This window comes from Micrococcus sp. iso_26, from assembly GCF_056172975.1.
In genome coordinates this window covers 1,759,116-1,783,138 of the sequence record NZ_CM149652.1, presented here as the reverse complement: position 1 = coordinate 1,783,138, position 24,023 = coordinate 1,759,116, and the positions used below count along the sequence as shown (strand labels likewise).

The following is a 24,023-nucleotide window of genomic DNA, read 5'->3' as shown; positions in this document are numbered from 1 at the left end:
AGACCGGGGAACATCCGGCCGGGATCAGTACGCTCGACGGGGTCGGAACGGAACGGAAAGGACCTCATGCGCACCACCCTCAGCTTCCTCGTCGCGGCCCTGGCGGGCCTGCTGGCGGTGCTCGCGACGGCCGGTGCCCTCGTCGACGAGGCGACGCACCGCCCGGAGCTGCTGCGCGGGGTGACGGAGCAGGTCGCGGTGGACCCCGAGGTCCGCGCCGCCGTGCCGGGGGTGATCGACGACGTCGTGCACGACGCCATCCCCGAGCAGGTGCCCGGCCCGCTGGCCCAGGTGGCCGAGGACCTGCTGCGCCCGCTGGCCCAGCGCGTGGCGGACGACCCGCAGGTGGTGCAGGGCTGGTCCGACACCGCTGACGAGGCCCGGCGCGCCTGGCTCGCCCAGCTCGAGGACCCGCAGGGCGCGGACGAGCCCGGCTCGGGCGCGGACGTGACCATCCCGTTCGGTCCCGTCGCACAGTCCGGGATCACCGCCGCCCTGGGCGACATCGAACGTGACCTGCGCGAGGACCGGTTCGACCTGCCCGGGCAGGCGCTGCTGGAGACGATCGCGGGCGCGGACGTCGGCGACTGGGCCGCGGACACGCTGCTGGCACCCCTGTACGACCGCGCCGCGGACCTGCGGGACAGCACCGCGCTGCGCATGGACGCGCGCATCGACGCCCTGGCCGGCACGGATCGGGCCACCGTGCACCGCTGGGTGGACGCCTCCGCGCACTGGCGTTGGGCTGCCGCCGCCTCCGTGCTGGCGCTCGTGGGCGCCCTGCTGCTCGCCCCCCGAGGGCGGCGGGGCCTCGCCGTGGCCGTGGCGGGTGCGGTCGCCCTGGCCGGCGGACTGATCGGCGGCGCCCGCCTGGGTCCGGACGCGGTCCACCTCACGGCACCCGAGGGGGCCTCCCCCGGGGTGGCCGCGTTCGTCCAGCAGATGGAGGAGGCCGCCCGCCCGGCGTTCGCGGCCGCCGTCGCCCCCTACCCCCAGACCCTGACCACCCTGGGCTGGATCGTGCTGGCCGCGGGCCTGCTGCTGGCCCTGGCCGAGCTGTGGGTCGCTCGGCGTGGCCGGGTCCGTGCCGCCCGGGCGGACGGTCCCCCCGCGGTGGGCCGCTCCCACACCGCCGCCGACGTCACGTCGCGCTGAGCCCGCGGCGAAGCCCGGGCCCGGTCTGCGTCCCGGCCGATAGCATGGAGGGCATGTCCGCTCCCTCCGTCTCCGCCCGTCCGTCCGCCGTCGGCCTCGGGATGCCGCAGGTCCCGCGCGTTCGTCGTTCCCGTGAGGAGGTGGAGGCGGCCGCGCCCGTGTCCGGTGAGAAGCGCGTGCTGCTGGCCGCCCCCCGTGGCTACTGCGCCGGCGTGGACCGTGCCGTCGTCGCCGTCGAGAAGGCCCTCGAGCACCACGGCGCCCCCGTGTACGTGCGCAAGGAGATCGTCCACAACCGGCACGTCGTGGACACCCTGACCGAGCGTGGCGTGGTGTTCGTCGACGAGCTGGACGAGGTGCCCGAGGGCGCCCTGACCGTGTTCTCCGCGCACGGCGTGTCCCCGGCCGTCGTCGAGGAGGCCGCCCAGCGCAACCTGCGCACCATCGACGCCACGTGCCCGCTCGTGACCAAGGTGCACCGCGAGGCCGTGCGCTTCGCGAAGCAGGACAAGCGGATCCTGTTGATCGGCCACGACGGTCACGAGGAGGTCGAGGGCACGTTCGGCGAGGCGCCCGAGCACACCACGGTGATCAACGACGTCGCGGAGGCCCGCACCGTCCAGGTGGAGGACCCGGACAACCTGATCTGGCTCTCCCAGACCACGCTCTCCGTGGACGAGACCCTCGAGATCGTCTCCGTGCTGCGCGAGCGGTTCCCGAACCTGCAGGACCCGCCCTCGGACGACATCTGCTACGCCACCTCCAACCGGCAGGCGGCCATCAAGTCGATCTCGCCGGAGTGCGACCTGGTGATCATCGTGGGCTCGGCGAACTCCTCGAACTCGGTGCGCCTCAAGGAGGTCGCCGCGGAGTACGGGGCCTCCCGCGCCGAGCGCGTGGACTTCGCCAACCAGGTGGACGAGTCCTGGTTCGAGGGCGTGGCCACCGTGGGCCTGTCCTCCGGCGCGTCCGTGCCCGAGGTGCTGATCCAGGAGGTGCTCGCGCTGCTGGCCGAGTACGGCTACGGGCAGGTGGACGAGGTGGTGACCGCCGAGGAGGACATCATCTTCTCCCTGCCCAAGGAGCTGCGCGCGGAGATGAAGCGCGTGGGCGACGACGGGCGCGCCCTCGGCGGACGCCGCCGCGACGCCGAGGCCTGACCGCGCCCCTCGTCTCCTCGCTGAGGCCCGCAGACTCGCCGTCGCGACGCCGACGTAGCGGCGAGTCTGCGGGCCTCGGTGTGTCCGGGCCGGCGGGTGGTCAGGGACTCAGAGCCCGAAGACCCAGACGAGCAGGGTCATCGACGCGATGGAGATGAGCACGGCGGCGATGATGTTCAGCCACACGCCGCCCTTCACCATCTGGCCGATGGTCACGTAGCCGGAGCCGTACGCGATGGCGTTCGGCGGGGTGGCCACGGGCAGCATGAACGCGCAGGTCGCGGCGAGGGCGACGGGCGCGGCCAGCATGAGCGGGGGGACGCCGGTGCCCAGGGCCACGCCGGAGGCGACCGGCAGGAACGTGGCCGCGGTGGCCGTGTTCGAGGTCATCTCGGTCAGCAGCAGGATGCCGACGGCGGCGATCACCACGAGCACCCACACGGGGATGTCGCCGAAGCCCTTGACCTGCTCACCGAGCCACGTGGACAGGCCCGACTTGGAGAACTGACCGGACAGGGCCAGGCCGCCGCCGAACAGCAGGAGCACGCCCCACGGCAGCTCCTTCGCGGCCTCCCAGTCGAGCAGGCGCACGCCGCGCCCGGCCCCGCCGCCGGCCGGCAGGAGGAACAGGATGAGTCCGACGACCATGGCGATGGCCGCGTCCGAGAGCAGCGGGGACTCCAGGCCCAGGACGTACTCGGAGATCAGCGGCACGGTGATCCAGGCCAGCGCGGCGAGGATGAAGACGGCGAGGACCTTGGCCTCGGGGGCGCTCATGCGGCCGAGGCGGGCCAGCTCGGTGGCGATCAGGTCGCGGCCGCCGGGGACCTCGTCGATCTCGGGGCGGAACAGCACGCGGGTGAGCAGGAACCAGCACGCGAAGAGCAGCACGACGGCGATCGGCACGCCGACCAGCATCCACTGGCCGAAGCCGATCTCCACGCCGTGCTCGGCGGCCATGTGGCCCGCGAGCAGGGTGTTGGGCGGGGTGCCGATGATGGTGCCGAGCGAGCCGATGGACGCGGCGTAGGCGATGCCGAGCATGAGCGCGGTGCCGAAGTTCGTCTTCGTCAGGGAGCGGATCTCGGCCTGCGTGGGGGCCTCGCCGGGCGCGGATGCGGGCGCGGCGGGGCGGTCGGCCTGGTCCGCTGCCTCGTCCCCGGTCAGGGCGCCGTCCGTGCCGTAGCGCTGGACGAGCACGAGGATGGACACGCCGATGGGGAGCATCATCACGGCGGTGGCGGTGTTGGACACCCACATGGAGATGAACCCGGTGGCGATCATGAAGCCCAGGACGAGGTTCACGGTCCTGGCGCCCATGAACGTCAGGACGCCGAGCGCGATGCGCCGGTGCAGGTTCCAGCGCTGCATGGCCAGGGCGAGCATGAAGCCGCCCATGAACAGGAAGATGATGTTGTTGCCGTAGCTCGCGCCGACGGCGTCGAAGGTGATGCCGCCGTCGGACTCCTCGGCGGGCACGCCGAGCGGGAAGACCACGAGCGGCAGCAGGGCGGTGGCGGGGATGGGCAGGGCCTCGGTCATCCACCACACGGCCATGAGCACGGCGGTGGCGGCGACGAGGCGGGGCCAGACGCCGAGGTCGCCCGGCATCAGCAGGAACAGGGCGACGGCGAGCAGGGGGCCGGCCACGAGGCCGATGATGCGCTTGACGTTCTCGCCGCCGGTCAGCGGCTCGTCACGCATGCCCGGGGAGAGCTCGTGTTCGAACTCCTGGGCGGCCGCCCGGGGGTTGAAGCGGGAGACGTGCTCGTTGACGTTGCTCGGCGGGGGGGTCGATCGGGACTCCACGGGGCCTCCTCATCAAGTCAGGCCCTCGGCGCGGCCTGGCAATTCTCTGTGAGTTTCACGGTAGCAAGTGGCCCGGGACACGGAAAGACGACGTCGGGGCCGCGACGGCCCACCCGCCCGGCCCTGCTCACGCCTCCCGCGCCGACTCCGCCCGACGACGGCGCAGCTCGTCCTCCTCCACGCCCGCGACCAGTTCCGGGGCGGCCAGGGGCCGGGGCGCGGACTCGAGCGTGCGGATGTCCGGCGTGGGGGCCAGGCCCGGGTCGGCGTCGCGGAGGCGCCGGGCGGCGGGGAGCACGCGCGACTCGACGTTGCCGACGAGCTGGTTGTAGCGGTCCACGGCGGTCTTGAGGGATCCGCCCATGCGGTCCAGGTGGGTGCCGAGCGTGCCGAGGCGCTCGTAGAGGTCCTTCGCGCTGGCCACCACGGTGTGGGCGTTCTCGGCCAGGGTGTCCTGCCGCCAGGCATAGGCCACGGACTTCAGGGCGGTCAGGAGGGAGACGGGGGCGACGAGCGCGACGTTCCGGGAGAACGCGTGGTCCAGCAGCCCGGGGTCCGCGTCCAGGGCCGCGGCCAGGAGTGACTCGGCGGGCAGGAAGCACAGGACCAGCTCGGGGGAGTGCTCGAGGCCGGCCCAGTAGGACTTCGCGGAGAGCTGGTCCACGTGGCGGCGCACGGCCGCGGCGTGCTGGGCGGCCAGCGCCTGACGCCGCTCGTACGCCTCCTCGCCGGGCTCATCCGCGAGGGCCTCGGCGGCCAGCGCGTCCCCGATGGGGGCCTTGGCGTCCACGGCCATGGCCTTGCCGCCGGGCAGGGACACCACGAGGTCCGGGCGGAGGCGCTCGCCGTCCCTGCCGGACAGCGTGGCCTGCTCCGTGAAGTCCACGTGGTGGAGCATGCCCGCCGCCTCGACGACCCGCCGCAGCTGCGCCTCGCCCCAGTGGCCCCGCGCGGAGGTGGACTTGAGGGTGGCCATGAGCGACGTGGTCTGGTTCAGCAGGTCCCGGTCCGTGGCCGCGGCGGCGCGGAGCTGCTCCCCGAGCCGGCCGAACTGGGACGCCCGGTCCCGTTCCAGCACGCTCACCTGCTCCTGGAGCGCCGCCAGCCGCTGGCCCAGCGGGGCGAGCGTGGACATCACCTGGGACTCCGCGCGTTGGCGTTCGGCGTCCTCGGCGCGCGCGGCCGTGAGCGCGCGCTGCTCCGCCCGGGCGGCCGCGAGCTCCTCTCGCGTCCCCTGGTGCTCGGTGCGCAGCGCGGCCAGCTCGGCCTGGGCCCGGCGGGCCTCCTCACCGCCGCCGGCCGCCCGGCGCCACATGAGCCACGCGCCCACCAGGGCACCCAGCACAAGTCCGAGGATGAGGGCGAGCAGCAGGCTGAGGATCTCCATGACCCCACCCTCGCAGGCCGCACGGACACGGTAGGCCGCGGCGCGCCGTCGTCGTGGTGGGCGGCTCAGCCGAAGAGCGGGTTGGGGCCGTTGGCCACGACCTGCGGGTCGCCGTCGACGCGGGCGGCGATGCCCGCCGCGGCCACACCGGGCAGATAGGGGAAGACCATGCGGGTCGAGGCCAGGGCGGCGGCGTCGAAGGCCTCCACCGCGACGGCCGGGCGGGGCCCGTCGGCCGTCTCGATCTCGCCGTCGAATACCGCCACCGCCCGCGTGGGGCGTGGGCTGATCTTCGCGACCGTGGCGGCCGCCTGCTCGGGCTCGAGGTCCGGGTGCTCCCACATGCCGCGCTGGCCGTCGGCGGTGACGGCGAGGATCGTGGGGGCGAACACGGGCTGCCGGCCGAGCGTGTCGAACACGTGCTCCACCGCGAGGCTGATCAGCGGCAGCAGCTCGCCGCCGGGAGGCGTGGGGGTCGGTCCGGTGGGCGTCGGGGTGCTCATGGGGCCGAGGCTACCGGCCCTGTCCGACGGCGCCCACCCGCGCCTAGCGTGAACCCATGCAGCTCACCATCGCCCCCGGGGACATCACGGCCACGCACGCGGACGCCGTCGTCAACGCCGCCAACTCCACCCTGCTCGGCGGCGGAGGCGTGGACGGCGCCATCCACCGGCGTGGCGGTCCCGAGATCCTGGCCGAGTGCCGCCGCCTGCGCGAGACCGACCTGCCGGAGGGGCTGCCCGCCGGCCAGGCCGTGGCGACGACGGCGGGGCGCCTGCCCGCGCGCTGGGTCATCCACACGGTGGGCCCGGTGTGGGCCAAGACGATCGACAAGTCCGACACCCTCGCCTCGTGCTACCGCGAGTCCCTGAAGGTGGCGGCCGGGCTCGGCGCCCGGACGGTCGCGTTCCCGGCGATCTCCGCGGGGATCTACGGCTGGCCCATGGAGGACGCGGCGCGGATTGCCGTCGAGACCTGCCACGCGATGGCGGACGAGGTGGGCGACACCGTGGACGAGGTGCTGTTCGTGCCGTACGGCGAGACGGCGGAGGCCGCGTTCCGTGCGGCGCTCGGGCACCTCGAGGCCCCCCAGACCACCGATGACGAAGGAGACACCGGACGATGACCATGCGTTTCTGGACCAGGACCGTCGCCGTGACTGCGGCGAGTCTGCTCGCGCTCACCGGCTGCGCGACGGGAGGGGAAGAGGCGGCGACGTCGTCCTCCCACGGCGGGCACGCGGGCCACGCGATGGACGGCGGCCCCGCCCCCGAGGGCATCGAGCCCGCCGCGGACCCGGCCCACCCCGTGGGCACCGAGGTCACCCTCATGGCGGACCACATGCCCGGGATGGAGGGGGCCGCCGCCACCGTCGTGGGCGCGTACGAGACCACCGCCTACTCCGTGGACTACCGGCCGACGACGGGCGGGCCCGAGGTGACGGACCACAAGTGGGTCGTCCAGGAGGAGCTGGAGGACGCGGGCGCCGAACGCCTGCCCGACGGCGCGGCGGTCACCCTCGCGGCTGACCACATGCCGGGCATGCAGGGTGCGGAGGGCACGGTGCACTCCTCGACGGATGAGACCGTCTACATGGTGGACTACGAGTCCGACGGCATGCGGATGAGGAACCACAAGTGGGTGGTGGAGAGCGAGATCGCCTCGGCGGGCTGACCCCGGGCCGGGAGGGTCCTGACCGCCCGCCTGGAAGTTGATCGAACTTCACGTAGATTTCTGGAATAGGCTCGCCGGGCGTGCTGTTGTAGTGGTCAGACGCCGCGGTGTCAGCGGCGCCCACCCGAATCCCGAGGAGAGTGAACCGACATGGCCCGTCCTATCGATCCGTTCCGTGAGATGGAGCGCCTGGTGAACGGTCTGACGCCCCGCGCGACCGGCACCGTGTCCATGCCCATGAACCTGTACCGCGAGGGCGACGTCTTCGTCGCCGAGGTCGAGCTGCCCGGCGTCGACCCGGCCTCCATCGACGTGGACGTGGAGGAGCGCACCCTCACCGTCCGCGCCGAGCGCAAGGAGGACCCGGCCCGCGAGGACCGACGCTGGCTCACCCGTGAGCGTTCCGCCGGCACCTTCGCCCGCCAGCTCACCCTGGGCGAGGGCCTCGCCCTCGACCGCATCCAGGCCGACTACAGCGACGGCGTCCTGACCCTCACCATCCCGGTGGCGGAGCAGGCCAAGCCCCGCAAGATCTCCGTCACCCACGGCGGTGCTGCCCCCGTGGCCGGGCAGACCGTGGAGGGCGAGACCGCCGAGACCACCGGCGAGTGACCGGCCTCTGACGGAGCCGCGCGCGGCCGGCGTGACCGGCGCGCGGTCCGTCCCCCGAACGCAGATGCGGCGGGCCCCCCACCGGGGGCCCGCCGCATCTGCGTGGCGGTCAGGCGCGATCGGCCAGGATCAGCTGCGCCGCCTTCTCACCGATCATGACGCACGTGATGTTGGGGTTCACGGTCACGTGCTCGGGCATCACGGAGGCGTCGGCCACGCGCAGACCCGTCACGCCCTTGACGCGCAGGCGGGCGTCCAGGGGGCTCATGGCGTCGTCGTCGGCGCCCATGCGCACCGAGCCCACCGGGTGGTACACGGTGTTGTGGGTGCGGCGCACGTAGTCGGCGATCTCCTCGTCCGTCTGCGCCTGCTCGCCCGGGGCCAGCTCGCGCCCCGCCCACGCCGCCATGGCCGGCTGGGAGACGATCTCCCGGGCCAGTCGGATGCCGGCCACCGCGACGGCCATGTCATGGCCCTCCGGGTCGGTGAAGTAGCGCGGGTCCACGGCCGGCTTGTCCCGGTAGTCGTTGAAGCGCAGGCGCACGGTGCCGCGGGACTTGGCGTCGGGAGGGCCCGGCGGCCCTGCGGTCTCGGCTGTCGTCCTCTGGTCGGCAGACACGGGTGTGCTTACTGTCGACGGGGTCTGGGCGGCCCGTCCACCCTACGGATCGGTCATCTGGACGGGGATGCGTGCTGGGCGGTGCGGGTCTCTGGGTTCCGTGGGCACGCCGGGCTGGGGCTGGGGCTGCCGGGCCCCGTGGCCGCCGGGCCTCTGGGTTCCGTGGGCAGAAAAGCAAGGGTTTCTGCCCCCGGAAGCGAAAACCCTGCCGGTTCTGCCCCCGGAACAGGGGAGAGCGCGCTTTCTGCCCACGGAGCGGGCGGGGCTGCCGGTTCTGCCCACGGAACGGGGCCGGTGCGGGACGCCTCCGCCGCGGCGGGCCCGCCGGTAGACTGCCGGACTGTGGCTTTGACTATCGGATTCGTGGGACTGCCCAACGTGGGCAAGTCGACCCTGTTCAACGCGCTGACGCGCCAGACCGTGCTCGCGGCGAACTACCCGTTCGCGACGATCGAGCCGAACGTGGGCGTGGTGAACCTGCCGGACGAGCGGCTGCCCCAGCTGGCCGAGATCTTCGGCTCCGAGCGCATCCTGCCGGCCACGGTGTCCTTCGTGGACATCGCCGGCATCGTGAAGGGCGCCTCGGAGGGGGAGGGCCTGGGCAATCAGTTCCTGGCCAACATCCGTGAGGCCCACGCGATCGCCCAGGTGGTGCGCGCGTTCGACGACGGCGACGTCGTCCACGTGGACGGCAAGGTGGACCCGGCCTCGGACATGGAGACCATCAACACCGAGCTGATCATCGCGGACATGCAGACCGTGGAGAAGGCGATCCCGCGCGTCGAGAAGGAGGTCAAGGGCAAGAAGAAGGAGCCCGCCGACCTCGAGGCGCTCAAGGCCGCGCTCGCGGTGCTGGAGCGGGGCGAGACGATCTTCGCGGCGAAGGACAAGGACAAGCTGGACATGGACCGGCTGCGCGAGCTGAGCCTGCTCACCGCCAAGCCGTTCATCTACGTGTTCAACTCGGACGAGGGTGTGCTGGGGGACGAGGCCAAGCAGCAGGAGCTGCGCGATCTGGTGGCCCCCGCCGACGCCGTGTTCCTGGACGCCAAGCTCGAGTCCGACCTCGTGGAGCTCTCCGAGGAGGAGGCCGCCGAGATGCTGGAGATGGCCGGGCAGGACGAGTCCGGGCTGGACCAGCTGGCCCGCGTGGGCTTCTCCACCCTCGGCCTGCAGACCTACCTGACGGCCGGGCCGAAGGAGACGCGCGCGTGGACCATCCCCGTCGGCGCGACCGCTCCGGAGGCCGCCGGCGTGATCCACACCGACTTCCAGCGTGGCTTCATCAAGGCGGAGATCGTGAGTTTTGATGACCTGATCGCCGCCGGGTCGATGGCCGATGCCAAAGCCGCCGGCAAGGTGCGCATGGAGGGCAAGGACTACGTCATGAAGGACGGCGACGTGGTGGAGTTCCGGTTCAACGTGTGATTCGTTGAAATCATGCGGTTTTTGGCGCCGTTAGTCTGTGGCATGACGCAGAATTATGGCGAGCCTATGGCAGTCGTGTCGTAGCGGTGGATGCCCTCACTGGCTGGTTCTGGTGGGGGCTTCGTCGTCTGTGGGACGTATGCACGTAACGTATATGTGGCACCCTCGGTCATGCCGCGTGAGCGGTCATGTGGTTCATGATCAGCTCGCACTCCACCGGGGCTAATCGGCCTACACTCATGACCTAAACGTAGCGCCCGTTGCGTCCTGACCCCGGAACGAAACCCGGGGCGCTGGAGGCACCTCGGCAACGGCCTTCACATGCGCGGGGCACACCACCTTTTCATGCGGGGATTGTCCCACGGTATCCCTGCAAATCAGTCTGCATGAGCCGCACCAGTGGCCAATCGACGAACTGATTTTAGACCCCATGCCCGCTTACGCGGTGTGACCAAGAATGTCACCTTTACGTGCATCAGTTCCAGGCGCGCCTCCAGTACCCTTGCGGGGTGAACGGCCGAGCATCACTTTTGTCGACATCTACACACCCCTACGCAGACACTCCGCGAGCAAACAATTCCGCCTGCTCGATCACCAGCTCGATTGCCTTAGCTTCCGCATCAGGCGGGTAGTCGTACTTGGCGAGGATGCGGCGTACCTTTGAGCGCATCGCAGCCAGCACAGACTCCTTCAGGTTCCAGTCGATCGTTGCTGATTGCCTGACAGACGTCACGAGCTCTTGAGCGATCGCCTTGAGTGTCTCGTCGCCCAGCTCCATCACCGCAGAGTCGTTCTGCACTACCGCGTCATAGAAAGCGACCTCATCTTCGCGCAGTCCGAGCTCCTCGTGCCGTTTCTGAGCGTCGCGCATCTGCTTCGCAAGTTTCACCAATTCCGCGATGATCTCAGCGGTCGTCAACGACCGGTTCGTATAGCGGTTCACGGTCTCTTCGAGCATCTCCGAGTACTTGCGCCCTTGGACGACGTTCGTTCGCTGCACCGTACGGATCTGGTCGTTCAGGAGACGCCGCAGCAGCCCCATCTGAAGGTTCGGCCTGTCCTTCTCCGCGAACGAATCGAGGAACTCCTCACTGAGGATTGAGATCTCGGGCGTCTCGATCCCAGCGAGCATGTACACGTCCACTACCTGATTAGCTGTGACCGCCTCGTTGAGAAGCTGACTGAGTGCTGTATCGACCTCTACTGCGCCCGAACCGCCTCGGCCAGAGTCGGGGTTTTGGATCTTCAGGATCGCTGCTCGGACGTCCGTGAATAGTCGGACATCGTTCCGGATCGCGGCTGCCTCATCGCGCGCGCCCGCCAGCGCGAACGCCTTCGCCAGAGCCAGCACCTGGTCATTGAACCGCGAGGTCCGGTCTGGGTCCGCCATGACGAAGTCGAGGACCTTTGCGTACTCGTTCAACCGCTGGGCAGCTGTCAGCTCCGGGGAAGAGTCGAACTGGACTCCGTGGAGGAGTCCGCGCACGATGTCGTGCTTCTCCAGCATCACCTGGACCATCTCGTCGATGGGCACGCCAGCCTGGTCGCGGTCGGACGGCGAGTATTCGCTCAGCGCGTTCTGGAGGTTCGCGAACACTCCGATGTAGTCGACGATCAGCCCGCCGGGCTTGTCACGGAACGTTCTGTTCACCCGAGCGATGGCCTGCATGAGCCCCGCGCCCTGCATGGTCTTGTCGACGTACATCGTGTGCATCGACGGGGCATCGAAACCGGTCAGCCACATGTCCCGGACGATGACCAGTTCCAGCGGGTCGTCCGCGTTCTTCGCCCGCAGCTTGAGGTCCTTGCGCACGTCCTTCGAGTGGATGTGCGGCTGGAACTCAGCAGGATCAGACGCGGACCCGGTCATGACGACCTTGATCTTGCCCTGCGCCGGATCATCCGAATGCCAGTCGGGTCGCAGTGCGATGATCTTCTCGTACAGCCGCACGGCGATCCGGCGACTCATGGTGACGATCATGCCCTTGCCGAACAGGGATTCGCGGCGCTTCTCCCAGTGCTCCACGATGTCGCGGGCCACGAGATCAAGTCGTGCCTCCGCTCCGACGACCGCTTCCAACCGCGACCAACGTGACTTCGCAGCTGTTGCGGTGTCTTTCTCGACGGACTCGGTGATCTCATCGGCGAGGTCGTCCAAGGCAGCGAGGTCCGCTTCCGACAGCTCGATTTTTGCCAACCTGGACTCGTAGAAGATCCGGACAGTCGCACCATCCTCCACTGCCCTTGTGAGGTCGTACACGTCCACGTAATCGCCGAACACAGCCCTTGTGGATTTGTCGTTCGACTCGATCGGAGTGCCGGTGAAACCGAGGTACGTCGCGCCGGGGAGCGCGTCGCGCATGTGCTTGGCCAGCCCGGACTTGAGTCGACCGTGGCGGTCGAGCGTCTCGCTGAATCCGTACTGACTCCTGTGCGCCTCGTCGGCGATCACGATGACATTCCGACGGTCAGTGAGCACGGGGTTGGCGTCTCCGTCCTCGCCCGGCGCGAACTTCTGCAAGGTGGTGAACACGATCCCACCCGACGCGCGCTTCAGCTTGGCCCGCAGATCCGAGCGCGTTGCTGCCTGCACCGGCGTCTCCGGCAGGATGCGCGCGGGGGCGAAAGTCTCGCCGAACAGCTGATCGTCGAGATCGTTGCGATCGGTTATGAACACCAGCGTCGGGTTCGCCATGCGCGGGTCGCGCATGATCTTTGCAGCGTAGAACACCATCTCGAAGCTCTTGCCGGAGCCCTGGGTGTGCCACACCACGCCGCCGCGTCGGTCCCCATCAGGGCTTGACGCTTGCACCGTGGACTCGACGGCAGCGTTGATCGCCCAGTACTGATGGTACTTCGCCACACGCTTCAAGAGCGCCCGCGTGGGCTGTCCTGTCGACTTGTCGGTGACTGTCTCGTCACTGAACACCACGAAGTTCTTCAGTAGGTCCAGGAACCGCTTCGGCTCGAACACGCCCTTGATGAGAACCTCAAGTGCTGGCCGGTTGCTGACGACCTCACGACCCTCGATGGTCTTCCACGGCGCGTAGTGCTCGAACGCACCCGAGTAGCTGCTCATCGCCGCCGACGTTCCGTCAGAGATCACTGTCACCGCGTTCGGCACAAATACCGACGGGATGTCGTGTCGGTACGTCTGCACCTGGTTCCACGCCGACTTTAGCGTCGCGTGCCCAGCGGCCGGATTCTTCAGCTCCAACAGCGCGAGCGGGAGCCCGTTAACCATCACGAGCACGTCAGGGCGGCGGTTCTTGCCGTTCTCGACGATCGTGAACTGGTTGACAGCCACCCAGTCGTTATTCGCCGGCTCGTCGAAGTCCACCAGCCACAAGCGTGTTGTGCGCAGCAGGCCATCGTCGCCGCGATGCTCGACAGGTACACCCTCCGTGATGAGCTTGTGCAGGCGAGCGTTCTCGTCTACAGCGCTCTGCGACCCGGCACGCTGCACGGTCTTCACAGCCTCGGCGATCAGCGCGGCGTCAGCGCTAGTGTTGATCCGCCGAAGCGCATCACGCAGACGCCCCCACAGCACGACGTCCTCGTACGAGTCCCGCTCTGCGTCAGGCTCTCCCGGCGCGATCTCAGGGGCGTGCACACGTCGGTAGCCCAGCTCGGCGAAGTGCTCTAGAGCGGCCAGTTCGACGACGTTCTCGTTGAAGGTGCTCATCCGCCACTCCTCACTGCGGCAGGCGACGTTGGTCCAGTGCGCTTCGCCAGATAGACCTCGACGAGGAAGCTCGCGACGGTCTTCGCTGAGTTCACAGCCACCCGGGCATGTCGCGCTTGTGGCTGCACGTGACGCGCGTGTCCGTCACTCGCCATGTTCCGGATCGCTGCCAGACCGTTGACGATCTGGACCAGGCCGCGTGCGATCTGCTTGAACCCTTCGTCGACCTGGTCATCCTTGTCGTCGATCCGAAGAATCTTCGCAACTGCCTTGTACTGTCGCTGGAGGTCACCGGCGTAGTTTCCGCTCTGGCCTGTTAAACGAATCTCCAGCTGTTCCAACACCGCCTCAACCAAGGTGCGCGACACTGTGATCGCCCCTTCGAGGTCTGAGGCTGCGAGACGACGCTCCGCCTTGTCGGACAGTTCTCGGACATACGCCAGCGTGAGAACTTCCGGTGCGACCGGCGCAGCACTCAACGGGACGGCGACGCCTTCCAGTCGCGAGACGATCGCGCGATACTTATCGATCGAGGCACTTTCATCGTCTCCGTCTTGCTCGCCTCTGTATTCGAGAAGTGCATGTAGAACACGAGCGCACTCTGACGTCGAAGCAGAGCGAAAGAACGCACGTAAACGCTTAGCCTTCGAGAGGCCGGAGTCTTCTGGCTCGATCTCGACATCCAGATCAGCAAAGAAATCCGCGAAGGTGCGGTTACTGAAGTCGAGTACGTAACCGTCACCCATGTCGAGGACTTGTTCAACGATGCGCATATCTGTCGCGCTCAAGACAGGTGTTTTCATGACGTCACCGGAACTCGTAGACCACCTGAGAGTAGTTCGGGGAGGAGAGCGTCGCGAAGAGCGACAAGACGATGAGACTCGAACGTCAACTGCGTGAGACGCTCAACGAGCGGGTCTACACGGGCTGATAGCTCGATTCGTTCGGTGGCGGTCAGGACCGGAACTCGCCATGCCGCGAGGTCTTTCCAAGAGGCACGGGGCATTCTTGTCCCAGTAGAACTGGCTGACAAAGAATCGATCAATGCATCAGATGCTGCGACGGCTGTCACCAAGGCAATGTCGCGAGGACTCTTCGGCCGGACTACCAAGATGTCAGTCGAGCACACGCCATCGATAGGCGCAATACCCACCTTCTTGAAGTACGGGCGAAGCTTACCGAAGAGGAGGTCCCCTCGCTTAAAGGCAGTCTTATTACTGCCAAGACCCTTAGCTTTCTTCCATTCAGTCAGGAAAATTGATCCTCTGGGCATGTGTTCAAGCCCAATATAGTTGTCATCGGGATCAATCTTGTCTATTTCTACTGGGGCCTTCACCAGTGCGCAATAATCGCCCAGTGTTCCGTCCTCGCCCTCGGAGGCATCGAGCGTAGATTCGACAACCGCGCGGATAAGAGATTCCCCAGTGGCCATTGCTTGTCGGTTCGACTCGATCTTGTCGTCGAACGCGCCGAGTGTCGCAGCGATCGCGCGTTGCTCCGGGAGGGACGGGACGTGCACCGGAATGTCTGCGAGAAGTTTTTGGCTCAGGTATGGAAGCGCGCTCCCTTGAGCCCATTCCGCGATATGGACACTTTCGATCAGATAGATCAAGAAGCCGCTATCGACAACAGCGGGCTTGGGTATGGCAGCCATCATGTTGTTGTCCATCGCGGTCGGTACCGTGATCCGCCTCAGGCGCTCAGCCTTCAGTCCCTCGCCAATTTTTGCGAATGCTACGGCGCCGGGAGGTGTTAGTTTCAACTTCATTCGCGCCGCGGTTTCAGCCGACACCCAGTTATTTGCCTCAATGATCCGTATGCTGTTAGCAGGAAGAGTCATATCGCTGACCTTGATGAACGGATGGTCGCCGGTCAAATGTCCTTGCTCGTGTCTCGGAAAAGCTCCTCCTGCCTGGAATGTACAGAGTTCCCCGAGCACGCTTTCCATCCACTGCGCGGTCACGAGAGCGATCCCATGCGCAGTCGAACCTCATTTTCCAGCTCGCGCCCACGCTCGAACTCCGCTAACAGCTCGTTCGTGAGGCGTTCAATCTTCTCATCGATCGGTTCGTCGTCGACTTCCGCCTCAGCTGCACCGACGTACCGGCCGGGTGTGAGGACGAATTCGTGTTTCTCAATCTCCCCGATCGTGGCCGACTTCGCGAAACCGGGGACGTCTTCATAGCAGCCGTCGTGGTTGCGCCATTCGTGGTAGGTGTCCGCGATCTGCGCAATGTCGTCGTCCGATAGCACGCGCAGGCGTCGCGACTGCATAGCTCCGAGCTTGCGGGCGTCTATAAACAGCACCTCACCTTTGCGCGCGCGGTGCCCATTGCCGTCACGCCCCTTGGAGATGAACCACAACGACACGGGGATGCCTGTGTTAAAGAAGAGCTTGTCTGGCATTGCGACGATGCAGTCGACCAGGCCAGCCTCGACGAGCCGCTGACGGATCTCGCCCTCGCCACTGCTCTTGGAGGACAGTGACCCGTTGGCGAGCACGAAACCTGCTGTGCCGTGAGGCGCAAGATGGTGAAGGAAGTGTTGCACCCATGCGAAGTTCGCGTTGCCCTTCGGTGGTGTCCCGTACTTCCATCGGGGGTCGTCGGCGAGCTTCGCATCCCACCAGTCAGAGACGTTGAAAGGCGGGTTCGCGATCACGTAGTCAGCACGCAGGTCGAGGTGAAGGTCCTCTGTGAACGAGTCCGCAGAATGCGAGCCCATGTCCGCCTCGACGCCACGCAAAGCCAGGTTCATCTTCGCGAGCTTCCATGTCGTATCGGTGAACTCCTGCCCATATACCGAGATGTCGGTGCGTTTGCCGCCGTGAGCCTTCACGAACTCAGCCGACTGTACGAACATGCCGCCCGAGCCCGCAGCTGGGTCGTACACGCGACCCTTGAACGGTTCCAGCATCTCGACAAGTGTCTTGACCACGGAGCGAGGCGTGTAGAAGGCTCCCGCATCCTTGCCGGTCTCCTTGCCTGCGAACTGGCCAAGGAAGTATTCGTACACGCGACCGAGCACGTCGTCTGCGCCGTGATCGTCGGTCTCAGTAAAGCCGATCGACCCGATGAGGTCGACCAGCTCACCGAGGCGTCGCTTGTCGAGGCCATCACGGCCATAGTTACGGGGCAGCACGCCGCGAAGCGACGGGTTCTCCTTCTCGATGAGATCCATCGCTTGGTCGATCTGCTGACCGATCTCCGGCTGCTTGGCCACCGACTGCACGTATCCCCACCGGGCGAGAGACGGCACCCAGAAGACGTTCTGACTCGCGTACTCGTCCCGATCCTCCAGGAACGACTCGATCCGCTCGGGCTTGATGCCCTCGGCGGCCAGCTCGTCCTTGAGCTGCTCGCGGCGCTCCTCGAACCGGTCGGAGACGTATTTGAGGAACACCAGGCCCAGCACGACGTGCTTGTACTCGCTGGGCTCCTGGTTGCCCCTGAGCTTGTCAGCGGCATCCCACAGTGTCTGTTCGAGCGTTTTCGCCGGCTTCGCTTTCGCGGCCCGTCTCGCCATAGTTCGTACTCCTTCGCGCGAGAAACGCGCCTTCGTCTGCAATTTTCAGCTCCATCTCAGGATACCGAGCACCACGGGCATCGTAGGGTCTCCAGGCAGCTGGCGCGCCGCGGAGCGGCGCCCGGGGGTCGACGTGAGAGCGGTTGACGCGGCGTAAGCGCGTCATTCCATCAGAGCCTGACTGCCTGTCGCGTTCGCCGCTCTCCTCGATCCGAGGAGGAGACCCATGGACACGGACACCCTGGACAACACGCCGCGCGTGTGGATCGGCTGCCTGCACTGCTACAACTCCGGAGGCCTCGTCGGGGAGTGGTTCGACGCCGTCGATGCCGAAGAGGTCACCCTGACCCATGTGCACCGGGGCGCGGGCGGTACCGCGCCGGTTGCAAGGAGTTGTGGTGCTTCGACCACGAGAATCTGCCCGTGCGCGGCGAGATGAGCCCGCACGAAGCCGCCGAGTGGGGCAGCTTGCTGGCATCAGTCCCGGAGCACCAGCGCGAGGCGTTGTGCGCGTGGGTGAGGAGCGGTGACTACGTGGCTGAGGGCACGGGCGACCTGCCGGGCATCCCGGACTTCGAGGACCGCTACTGCGGCGAGTGTGCGTCATTCCGCGAGTACGCGGAGGAGCTGGCCGACGGCACGGGCTTATTGTCGGCAGTCTCGGACGATGTCGCCTGGTACTTCGACTGGTCGATGCGGACCCGTGACCTGGCGTTCGACTACACGGTCGGGGGTGCCGAGCATCGCCAAGCGCGTGCTTGTCATGGCAGGGGATATGAGCATGCGCCAGGTCTAATGCGACCCGGAGCACGGGCCGTCGTCGAGCAAGCCGGCGGAACGCTCGGCGAGGGCACCGATCTCCTCGGCACTGAGCAGCTCCGCAAGCCGCCAACCATCCCACCCTCAAGTGCATCGATATCCTGCCCCACGCCGTCGCGCTTCTCCTCGGTCAGCTTCTCGCCCAGCCATCCCCACAGGACGGTGCGCAGCTTGTCCTCCATATGGAAGGTCAGCCCGTGGTCCACCCCGTGATGGTGCCCGCCGGGCACGGTAAGGATATGGGCGCCCTTGCGGTCGGCGTTGCTGAGGATCACGTCGAACACCGCCATGCGGCGTAGCGCCGCCGAGTCCTCGTGGGCCAGGGTCAGCCGATGCCCGCCCTCACCCTCCTCAACGTCTGAGCCCGGCGGGGGAGCAGGCCATCACCAGCCGCCCGACGTCGCGGGCGGTCGCGGTCAGGTCCTCTGCCGTACGACGGATCGCTGTCGCCAAGTCCTGGGGCCCGCGGCCGATGGGCACGATCGCGGTGATGCCCTCGTCGTAGAGGGTGTCCGTGTCCTGTCCCACGGAGCCGGCGAGGACGATCACCGGGATCGCACGACCGGCTGCGCGCACGGCCTGGGCCACGCCGATCGGCACTTTCCCGGCCAAGGACTGACCGTCAATGCGCCCCTCCCCGGTGATGACGAGGTCAGCGGTCTTCACGAGGTCGTGGAAACCCGCCGTCTCGAGGACGACGTCGATGCCCGGCTTCAAGGTGGCCCCGATGAAGGCGTGCAGGCCACCGGCCAGACCTCCCGCCGCCCCCGAACCGGGGAGCGCATCGATCGCGACCCCGAGGTCTCGTTCGACGATGCCCGCGAGATGGACCAGTCCGGTGTCCAGGCTCGCCACTGATGCAGGATCCGCCCCCTTCTGGGGGCCGAACACGTGGGCTGCACCCTGCGATCCCGTGAGGGGGTTGCTGATGTCGCACATCACCTCCACGTCGACGTCGCGGAGCCGGTCTCGTGCCGGGCTGGAGTCGATCCGCGCAATCCGGGTGAGGGTGTGGCCGGTGGGGACGAACTCCTCACCTGCGGCGTCCAGGAACCGGACGCCGAGGGCTGCGGCAGCGCCCGTGCCGCCGTCCGTCGTGGCGCTCCCGCCTGCCCCGACGATGACTCTGCCCGCGCCAGCGGACACCGCGTCGAGGATCTGCTCACCGACACCGAACGTCGTGGCCCGTCCCGTGTCCTCGCGTCCGGAGGCGAGAGGGAGCCCGGCACATGAGGCTGTCTCGACCACCGCCACGTCCGGGTCGATCAGTCCGTAGTGGACGGGCACGCGTTCGCCGTAGAACACCCCGCAGACGGTCGCGGATCGCAAGGCGCCCCCTGCGGCGGCCACGAAGGCCTCGACGGTGCCTTCCCCGCCGTAGGCGATGGGCACCACGAGAACTTCGGCGTCGGTGACCGACGCGAGACCCGCGGCGATCGCGGAGCCCGCCTCCCGCGACGACAGGGCCCCCTTGAACGAGTCTGGGATGACGATGATGCGCTGCACGCGTGGATCTCCTGAGTCAGGTGACGGGGTCAGACGAGGACGAGGCCGAGGAGCCAGATGAACACGATGGAGGTGAGTCCCATCAGAAGCGTGACCATCGTCTGGGTGCGGTAGCCCTGCGAGGGCGTCATGCCGCTGAAGTTGGTGACCACCCAGAAGTACGAGTCGTTGGCGTGGGAGACGGTCATGGCGCCGGCTGCAATGGCCATGACCACGAGCGCGCTGGCCACCGGGGTCTCGAAGCCCAGTGCGGGCATCATCGGGAAGACCATGGCCGACGTGGTCGTGAGGGCCACGGTGGAGGAGCCCTGCGCGGTCTTCAGGACGGCGGAGACGAGGAAGGGGAAGAACAGTCCGATGACCGACAACGGCGCAGCGTTGCTCTCGATGAAGGTGACGAGGTCGGTGGCGGCGATGACGCGCCCCAGCACACCGCCGGCCGCCGTGATGAACAGAATGGGGCCGACGACCCGGAGGGTCTCCTCTGTCAGGTCGTAGAACGTCTCGCCACGGCGCACGCTGAACAGCACGCCGACTGCGCAGAGGGTGCCGACGGCGAGCGCGATCATCGGCGTGCCGAGGAATCGGGCGAAGTCACCCGCGGGGCCGGTCCACTTCTGGACGGATGCGAGCGAGCCGAGAGCCATGAGCAGGATGGGGGCGATGATGGGCGCGAAGGACGCAGCGGTCCCAGGCATCCGCCCGTAGGACCGGCGAAGCGCGTCGTAGGCCGCCTCCAGCTCATCCGTATCCTCCGTGCCGGTCTCCTCAGGGGAGGTCACCCGCTTGCCGATGTAGAGGGCGTACAGGTACGCGACGAGGAGTGCGGGGATCGAGACGAGGACGCCGAGGCCGATCACCAACAGAAGGTGGTCGCCGATGCCGAGGTTCTGGGCCGCTGCGATGGGCCCCGGGGTCGGCGGGATGAAGACGTGCGAGGTGTACAGGCCTGCCGCCAGGGCCACGGTCATCGCCACGGGTGACGCCCCGGTACGACGGGCCAGGGCCTTGCGGATGGGGTTGAGAATGACGAATCCGGAGTCGCAGAACACGGGGATGGAGACCACCCAGCCCATGAGCTGCATGGCCAGGACGGGGTAGCGCTTGCCGACGACCCTCACGAGCGCATCGGCGATCCTGAAGGCGCCGCCGGTGCGCTCCAAGATGAGTCCGATGAGCGTGCCCAGGATGATGACGATGCCGATCGAGGTGAAGATCCCGGAGAATCCCTCCCCGATCACGTCGGCGATGCCCTTGACGGGCGCTTCCCCTTCGGCGCCGGTCGACTTCACCAGCGGTATCCCACCGATGATCCCCAAGGCGAAGGCGACGGCCATGATCGAGAGGAAGGGGTGGATCTTCCATCTGGAGATCATGACGATCATCAGGGCGACGGCGAGGATGAAGACGAGCAGAAACGGTATTCCAGTCATCGGAAGTCCTTTGTGCGGCAGGGGATTCTAGCCAGACTAGGGCGTGTCTCCCTTATGCGCGTAGCCAGGTGAAGATGGCGCAGAGGGTGACGGCGGCGCGGTAGGTGATCGCTAGCTTGTCGTAACGAGTGGCCAAGCCGCGCCATTGCTTGGCTAGGGCATGTCCCGAGCCACCCTCTACCGACGCATCCGCGCCATACCTGCTGCAAATTAGCGCTCTTGGCGCTGCCCCATCGTCTGCAAGCGACAACAGGGGAGGGGGAGCCATCCAGACTTGTGTCATATGACGCCCCATCACCGGAAGGACCACCGGACGGGGCCGACGGGACGCGGCCCAAGGGATGTCAACGTTCGTCCACGTGAGCTGCTGGCGTGTCCGGTGGGGGGTTCGGTCAGCGGGACAGCGGGGTGGGCACGGTGGCTGAGGTCTCCTGAGATCGAACGGCCCCGAGGCTTTCGTCTTGCGGGGCCGTCCCGGGGTGGTGGCGTGCCGTTCAGTAGCGGGCGGTGGTGCCCATCATGTTCCAGGGGCTGTAGTCGACAGCGGTCACGGCCACGCCCATTTGCGGGTTGCGGGCGTGGGCGATCTGGCCGTCGCCGATGTACATGGCCACGTGGTAGATCCCGGAGGCCGAGCCGTTGTTGGACCAGAAGACCAGGTCACCGACCTGGAGGTCGTCCAGGGAGACGTATTGGCTAGCGGCCGCATACTTGGGCCTTGGAGTTCAGAGGCAGCTCAATGTCGGCCTGCGCGAACGCGTTCTGAATGAAGCCGGAGCAGTCGTAGCCGGTCGGGCCATTTCCACCCCAGACGTAACCGACGCCCGGATCGGCAGCCTTGGCCGTAGCCCACTGCACGGCCGCCCCCCAACCAGTACTACTGGAGGAAGCGGTGGAGTAAGAGGCCCGCTGGATATCCTGGGCCGGCTCACTGCTGGTCGCGGACGAGTGCGTGTGAACCCTGGAAGAGCGGGACGTCTCGGCGGCGGTACCGCCCTCCCACGTACAGGAATTAGCAGTGGAGCCGCTGGGCGCGGAGTAGGCGCCCTCGTTGGCTGCGGCCGGGCCCATGCCGGCCACCGTGGCTCCCACCACGGTGGTCAGGCCTATCGCACCCATGGTGAGGGAACGGCGGTACTGGGAACGGCGGGCTTGTGCTTCAGCCTCGATGCGGGCACGGCGGGTGGGGGTAGGACATGGGTTACCTCGGTAGACATTGGCGTACATTTTCTGGACTTTTTCCACGGCCTCCTAATTCCGCGTCGAGCAAGTTATCACTTAGTCGAAATGGTCCGTGGCCAGAACGTTATGCAACAATGCGGATTCGTGATCTGGCCGCAACTTGCCGGAGTGCCAAGTTCCGAGCCGATTCAGGGTTGAGCCGGGCCCGGAAAGGCCGTCATTTCGAGCCTAGCTGTAGGAGGGCATGACGTTGTTGACTCGTGCCGGGGCCAACGAGGCCGGCGGGGCGTCTCCGCAGGAGGTATGAGGCCGATGGTAGTTGTAGTGGTTCACCCACACCTGCAGGGCCTCACGCCGAGCTTGCTCTGAGGTGTAGGGGCGGGCGTAGAGGACCTCGTCGACCATCAGCCGGTTGTACCGTTCGACCTTCCCGTTATGGCGCGGGGTGTATGGGCGGATCCGGTGGTGCCGGCCTCCGAGCGAGACCACCTTCCGGGTGAAGTCCGCGGCCCGGTAGTTGTTCCCGTTGTCCGTGACCACCCTGTCGATCCGGATGCCGTGGGCGGCGAAGAACGCCCGCGCCCGGCAGAAGAACCCGATCGTGGTCACCGCGCGCTCGTCCTCCAACGCCTCGGTGTACGCCAGGCGGGTGTACCCGTCGATCGCCGAGTGCAGGTAGGTGTACCCGACCCGTCGGCCAGGCCCGCGCTTGGCCGCTCGCGCGTTCTCGGAGTCCCGGCCGTGAGCACGCCAGCCGCCCCCCTCGGGGATGCGCCCGATTTTCTTCACGTCCAGGTGCACCATGTGCCCCGGCCCGCGGGCGGTGATCCTCTGGGCCGGCTGTTGGCGCAGGTCTTCTCCGGCCGGGGTCAGGTCCCGTAGGCGGGAGATCCCGAGTCGGTGCATCCACCTCCCCACGGTGCGCAGGCACAGCTGGTGGCCTTCGGAGACGAGGTGGTGATGGATGCGTCGGGCGGACCATTTGCGCTCCCGCCGCAGGGCGTGGATCTGGGCGACCAGGACCGGATCGAGCTGGGCAGGTGAACGGTGCGGCCGGCTGGGCAGGTCCTGAAGGCCGGCTTCTCCCTGGGCGCGGTAGCGGGCGACCCAGGTGGCCACCGTGGGCCGGCTCACCCGGAACTCGGCGGCCACGTGTGCCTGCGGGATCCCGTCGTGCAGGTGGCGGTGGACCATCCTGAGACGGCCGGTGGGGGTCAGGGGTGCGTTAGCGTGAGTCATGAGTGGGTCTTCTCGGGCAGGTCGGTGGTGTAGGAACTTCCATCCTGCGGGAGAGGCCCGCTCGTCTCATCTCAGCCCGTACCCCGTGGCAAGAACCTCATGACCCACAACACCTAGCCGCCCGCTCGAACGGCTCGGGCGGAGCCCGTGGCCGGCTGGGATCTTTACGGAATCTTCAAAGTTGAGCCCCTTTTCCGGGCCGGGCGGGGGGTCTATGGTCGGTTGCATGGCGGGCCGGTTCCAGCCGGTTCGTTTTCCGAACCGCACCGATGAAGGAGTAAGCCATGACCCATCACGTGAGCTCGATGCTGGAGACCTACCCGAAAGACTTGGGGGACATCGACCGGCAGAAGCTGGCCGAGTGCATCGAGGCCTGTTTCGAGTGCGCTCAGACCTGTACGGCCTGCGCGGACGCGTGCCTGGCCGAGGACATGGTCGCAGAACTGAGGCAGTGCATCCGGTTCAATTTGGATTGCGCCGACATCTGCGCCACCACCGGGGCGGTGCTGTCCAGGCAGACCGGCAACAACGTCGAGACCACTCGTGCCCTGCTGGAGGCCTGCCGGACCGCCTGCAAGACGTGCGGGGACGAGTGCGCCTCCCACGCTGAAATGCACGAGCACTGCAAGATCTGCGCTGAGGCTTGCCGGCGCTGCGAGCGGGCCTGCGCCGAGTTGCTCGCCTCCCTGGGCTGAGCGCAGTCCAGGCCCATGCCGTAATGCCAGTCAGGGCCAGCAGGCGTGGAACATGTGCTGCTGTCCCTGACTGGCCCGGCGGTAAAAGAACATCC

19 protein-coding genes and 4 pseudogenes are annotated in these 24,023 nt (G+C 67.5%); 9 read left to right on the top strand and 14 right to left on the bottom strand.

What is annotated here, in order from left to right; genetic code table 11:
* Positions 1 to 66 precede the first annotated feature (66 nt).
* Complete coding sequence (locus tag AC0VX0_RS08215; RefSeq protein ID WP_036340353.1) at positions 67 to 1,155, top strand: hypothetical protein; 1,089 nt, start codon at positions 67 to 69, stop codon at positions 1,153 to 1,155.
* Positions 1,156 to 1,208: 53 nt separating this feature from the next.
* Positions 1,209 to 2,315: a 4-hydroxy-3-methylbut-2-enyl diphosphate reductase gene (locus AC0VX0_RS08210; protein ID WP_475451508.1), complete on the top strand. Its 1,107-nt coding sequence runs from the start codon at positions 1,209 to 1,211 to the stop codon at positions 2,313 to 2,315.
* Between the two features lie 108 nt (positions 2,316 to 2,423).
* Here AC0VX0_RS08210 and AC0VX0_RS08205 read toward each other — a convergent pair whose 3' ends face one another.
* From AC0VX0_RS08205 to AC0VX0_RS08195, 3 genes are all read right to left on the bottom strand, one after another.
* Positions 2,424 to 4,124: an SLC13 family permease gene (locus AC0VX0_RS08205; RefSeq protein ID WP_129867342.1), complete on the bottom strand. Its 1,701-nt coding sequence runs from the start codon at positions 4,122 to 4,124 to the stop codon at positions 2,424 to 2,426.
* 127 nt (positions 4,125 to 4,251) lie between these two features.
* Positions 4,252 to 5,511, bottom strand: a complete 1,260-nt coding sequence (locus tag AC0VX0_RS08200; RefSeq protein ID WP_136940217.1) for a DNA recombination protein RmuC — start codon at positions 5,509 to 5,511, stop codon at positions 4,252 to 4,254.
* 65 nt (positions 5,512 to 5,576) lie between these two features.
* The gene (locus AC0VX0_RS08195; protein ID WP_044658983.1) at positions 5,577 to 6,014 is read right to left on the bottom strand and encodes a hypothetical protein; all 438 of its coding nucleotides are present in this window, start codon (positions 6,012 to 6,014) and stop codon (positions 5,577 to 5,579) included.
* Between the two features lie 56 nt (positions 6,015 to 6,070).
* On the opposite strand from AC0VX0_RS08195, the gene AC0VX0_RS08190 reads away from it, so the two are divergent.
* The 3 genes from AC0VX0_RS08190 (at position 6,071) to AC0VX0_RS08180 (ending at position 7,797) form a co-directional block, all read left to right on the top strand.
* Positions 6,071 to 6,637 (top strand): O-acetyl-ADP-ribose deacetylase, encoded by a 567-nt coding sequence (locus tag AC0VX0_RS08190; protein ID WP_036340380.1) that lies wholly within the window; start codon positions 6,071 to 6,073, stop codon positions 6,635 to 6,637.
* The gene (locus tag AC0VX0_RS08185) at positions 6,634 to 7,185 is read left to right on the top strand and encodes a YdhK family protein (RefSeq protein ID WP_020626858.1); all 552 of its coding nucleotides are present in this window, start codon (positions 6,634 to 6,636) and stop codon (positions 7,183 to 7,185) included. Before AC0VX0_RS08190 ends, AC0VX0_RS08185 begins: the two co-directional genes overlap by 4 nt.
* Positions 7,186 to 7,335: 150 nt before the next feature.
* Positions 7,336 to 7,797 carry an Hsp20/alpha crystallin family protein gene (locus AC0VX0_RS08180; protein ID WP_036317045.1) on the top strand — a complete coding sequence of 154 codons (462 nt, stop codon included), beginning with the start codon at positions 7,336 to 7,338 and terminating at the stop codon, positions 7,795 to 7,797.
* Between the two features lie 109 nt (positions 7,798 to 7,906).
* On the opposite strand, the pseudogene AC0VX0_RS08175 reads toward AC0VX0_RS08180, so the two are convergent.
* Positions 7,907 to 8,359: pseudogene (locus tag AC0VX0_RS08175) on the bottom strand (GMC oxidoreductase); the annotation flags it as partial.
* Between the two features lie 399 nt (positions 8,360 to 8,758).
* Here AC0VX0_RS08175 and ychF point away from each other — a divergent pair.
* Positions 8,759 to 9,844: a redox-regulated ATPase YchF gene (gene ychF / locus AC0VX0_RS08170; protein WP_036340374.1), complete on the top strand. Its 1,086-nt coding sequence runs from the start codon at positions 8,759 to 8,761 to the stop codon at positions 9,842 to 9,844.
* 550 nt (positions 9,845 to 10,394) lie between these two features.
* Here ychF and AC0VX0_RS08165 read toward each other — a convergent pair.
* From AC0VX0_RS08165 to AC0VX0_RS08150, 4 genes are read right to left on the bottom strand one after another with little or no spacing between them, the layout of a single operon-like run.
* On the bottom strand, positions 10,395 to 13,529 hold the full coding sequence (locus tag AC0VX0_RS08165; RefSeq protein WP_145015303.1) for a type I restriction endonuclease subunit R: 3,135 nt from the start codon (positions 13,527 to 13,529) through the stop codon (positions 10,395 to 10,397).
* Positions 13,526 to 14,332 carry an abortive infection family protein gene (locus tag AC0VX0_RS08160; RefSeq protein WP_078025884.1) on the bottom strand — a complete coding sequence of 269 codons (807 nt, stop codon included), beginning with the start codon at positions 14,330 to 14,332 and terminating at the stop codon, positions 13,526 to 13,528. Before AC0VX0_RS08160 ends, AC0VX0_RS08165 begins: the two co-directional genes overlap by 4 nt.
* Positions 14,329 to 15,492 carry a restriction endonuclease subunit S gene (locus AC0VX0_RS08155; protein ID WP_078025883.1) on the bottom strand — a complete coding sequence of 388 codons (1,164 nt, stop codon included), beginning with the start codon at positions 15,490 to 15,492 and terminating at the stop codon, positions 14,329 to 14,331. Before AC0VX0_RS08155 ends, AC0VX0_RS08160 begins: the two co-directional genes overlap by 4 nt.
* A complete protein-coding gene (locus AC0VX0_RS08150; RefSeq protein WP_036340367.1) occupies positions 15,489 to 17,054 on the bottom strand; it encodes a class I SAM-dependent DNA methyltransferase in 1,566 nt (521 codons plus the stop codon). Before AC0VX0_RS08150 ends, AC0VX0_RS08155 begins: the two co-directional genes overlap by 4 nt.
* 226 nt (positions 17,055 to 17,280) lie before the next feature.
* Between AC0VX0_RS08150 and AC0VX0_RS08145 the strand changes: the two genes are divergently transcribed.
* Entirely contained in the window at positions 17,281 to 17,493 is a 213-nt protein-coding gene (locus tag AC0VX0_RS08145) for an antirestriction protein ArdA (RefSeq protein ID WP_052001236.1), read from the top strand.
* Positions 17,490 to 17,726, top strand: a pseudogene (locus AC0VX0_RS08140) (antirestriction protein ArdA); the annotation flags it as partial. The gene AC0VX0_RS08145 and the pseudogene AC0VX0_RS08140, both read left to right, overlap by 4 nt.
* A 120-nt stretch (positions 17,727 to 17,846) precedes the next feature.
* On the opposite strand, the pseudogene AC0VX0_RS08135 reads toward AC0VX0_RS08140, so the two are convergent.
* The 6 genes and pseudogenes from AC0VX0_RS08135 to AC0VX0_RS08110 all read right to left on the bottom strand — a co-directional run.
* A pseudogene (locus tag AC0VX0_RS08135) lies at positions 17,847 to 18,223 on the bottom strand (protein kinase family protein); the annotation flags it as partial.
* Position 18,224: 1 nt separating this feature from the next.
* Positions 18,225 to 19,379 carry a glycerate kinase family protein gene (locus AC0VX0_RS08130; RefSeq protein WP_052001283.1) on the bottom strand — a complete coding sequence of 385 codons (1,155 nt, stop codon included), beginning with the start codon at positions 19,377 to 19,379 and terminating at the stop codon, positions 18,225 to 18,227.
* A gap of 29 nt (positions 19,380 to 19,408) precedes the next feature.
* Positions 19,409 to 20,812: a GntP family permease gene (locus AC0VX0_RS08125; RefSeq protein ID WP_396729171.1), complete on the bottom strand. Its 1,404-nt coding sequence runs from the start codon at positions 20,810 to 20,812 to the stop codon at positions 19,409 to 19,411.
* 494 nt (positions 20,813 to 21,306) lie between these two features.
* A pseudogene (locus AC0VX0_RS08120) lies at positions 21,307 to 21,510 on the bottom strand (C40 family peptidase); the annotation flags it as partial.
* On the bottom strand, positions 21,509 to 21,883 hold the full coding sequence (locus tag AC0VX0_RS08115) for an NlpC/P60 family protein (RefSeq protein WP_256365920.1): 375 nt from the start codon (positions 21,881 to 21,883) through the stop codon (positions 21,509 to 21,511). The gene AC0VX0_RS08115 and the pseudogene AC0VX0_RS08120, both read right to left, overlap by 2 nt.
* A gap of 339 nt (positions 21,884 to 22,222) precedes the next feature.
* The gene (locus AC0VX0_RS08110; RefSeq protein WP_119217898.1) at positions 22,223 to 23,233 is read right to left on the bottom strand and encodes an IS481 family transposase; all 1,011 of its coding nucleotides are present in this window, start codon (positions 23,231 to 23,233) and stop codon (positions 22,223 to 22,225) included.
* Between the two features lie 284 nt (positions 23,234 to 23,517).
* Here AC0VX0_RS08110 and AC0VX0_RS08105 point away from each other — a divergent pair, with 284 nt between their 5' ends.
* On the top strand, positions 23,518 to 23,928 hold the full coding sequence (locus AC0VX0_RS08105) for a four-helix bundle copper-binding protein (protein WP_002855901.1): 411 nt from the start codon (positions 23,518 to 23,520) through the stop codon (positions 23,926 to 23,928).
* Positions 23,929 to 24,023: the final 95 nt, after the last annotated feature.

Excerpts from the sequence above, each read along its gene's own strand:
- AC0VX0_RS08215 (WP_036340353.1), top strand. The coding sequence starts at position 67 with ATGCGCACCACCCTCAGCTTCCTCGTCGCGGCCCTGGCGGGCCTGCTG.
- AC0VX0_RS08210 (WP_475451508.1), top strand. The coding sequence starts at position 1,209 with ATGTCCGCTCCCTCCGTCTCCGCCCGTCCGTCCGCCGTCGGCCTCGGG.
- AC0VX0_RS08200 (WP_136940217.1), bottom strand. The coding sequence starts at position 5,511 with ATGGAGATCCTCAGCCTGCTGCTCGCCCTCATCCTCGGACTTGTGCTG.
- AC0VX0_RS08195 (WP_044658983.1), bottom strand. The coding sequence starts at position 6,014 with ATGAGCACCCCGACGCCCACCGGACCGACCCCCACGCCTCCCGGCGGC.
- AC0VX0_RS08190 (WP_036340380.1), top strand. The coding sequence starts at position 6,071 with ATGCAGCTCACCATCGCCCCCGGGGACATCACGGCCACGCACGCGGAC.
- AC0VX0_RS08185 (WP_020626858.1), top strand. The coding sequence starts at position 6,634 with ATGACCATGCGTTTCTGGACCAGGACCGTCGCCGTGACTGCGGCGAGT.
- AC0VX0_RS08180 (WP_036317045.1), top strand. The coding sequence starts at position 7,336 with ATGGCCCGTCCTATCGATCCGTTCCGTGAGATGGAGCGCCTGGTGAAC.
- AC0VX0_RS08165 (WP_145015303.1), bottom strand. The coding sequence starts at position 13,529 with ATGAGCACCTTCAACGAGAACGTCGTCGAACTGGCCGCTCTAGAGCAC.
- AC0VX0_RS08160 (WP_078025884.1), bottom strand. The coding sequence starts at position 14,332 with ATGAAAACACCTGTCTTGAGCGCGACAGATATGCGCATCGTTGAACAA.
- AC0VX0_RS08150 (WP_036340367.1), bottom strand. The coding sequence starts at position 17,054 with ATGGCGAGACGGGCCGCGAAAGCGAAGCCGGCGAAAACGCTCGAACAG.
- AC0VX0_RS08145 (WP_052001236.1), top strand. The coding sequence starts at position 17,281 with ATGGACACGGACACCCTGGACAACACGCCGCGCGTGTGGATCGGCTGC.
- AC0VX0_RS08125 (WP_396729171.1), bottom strand. The coding sequence starts at position 20,812 with ATGACTGGAATACCGTTTCTGCTCGTCTTCATCCTCGCCGTCGCCCTG.
- AC0VX0_RS08115 (WP_256365920.1), bottom strand. The coding sequence starts at position 21,883 with ATGGGCCCGGCCGCAGCCAACGAGGGCGCCTACTCCGCGCCCAGCGGC.
- AC0VX0_RS08110 (WP_119217898.1), bottom strand. The coding sequence starts at position 23,233 with ATGACTCACGCTAACGCACCCCTGACCCCCACCGGCCGTCTCAGGATG.
- AC0VX0_RS08105 (WP_002855901.1), top strand. The coding sequence starts at position 23,518 with ATGACCCATCACGTGAGCTCGATGCTGGAGACCTACCCGAAAGACTTG.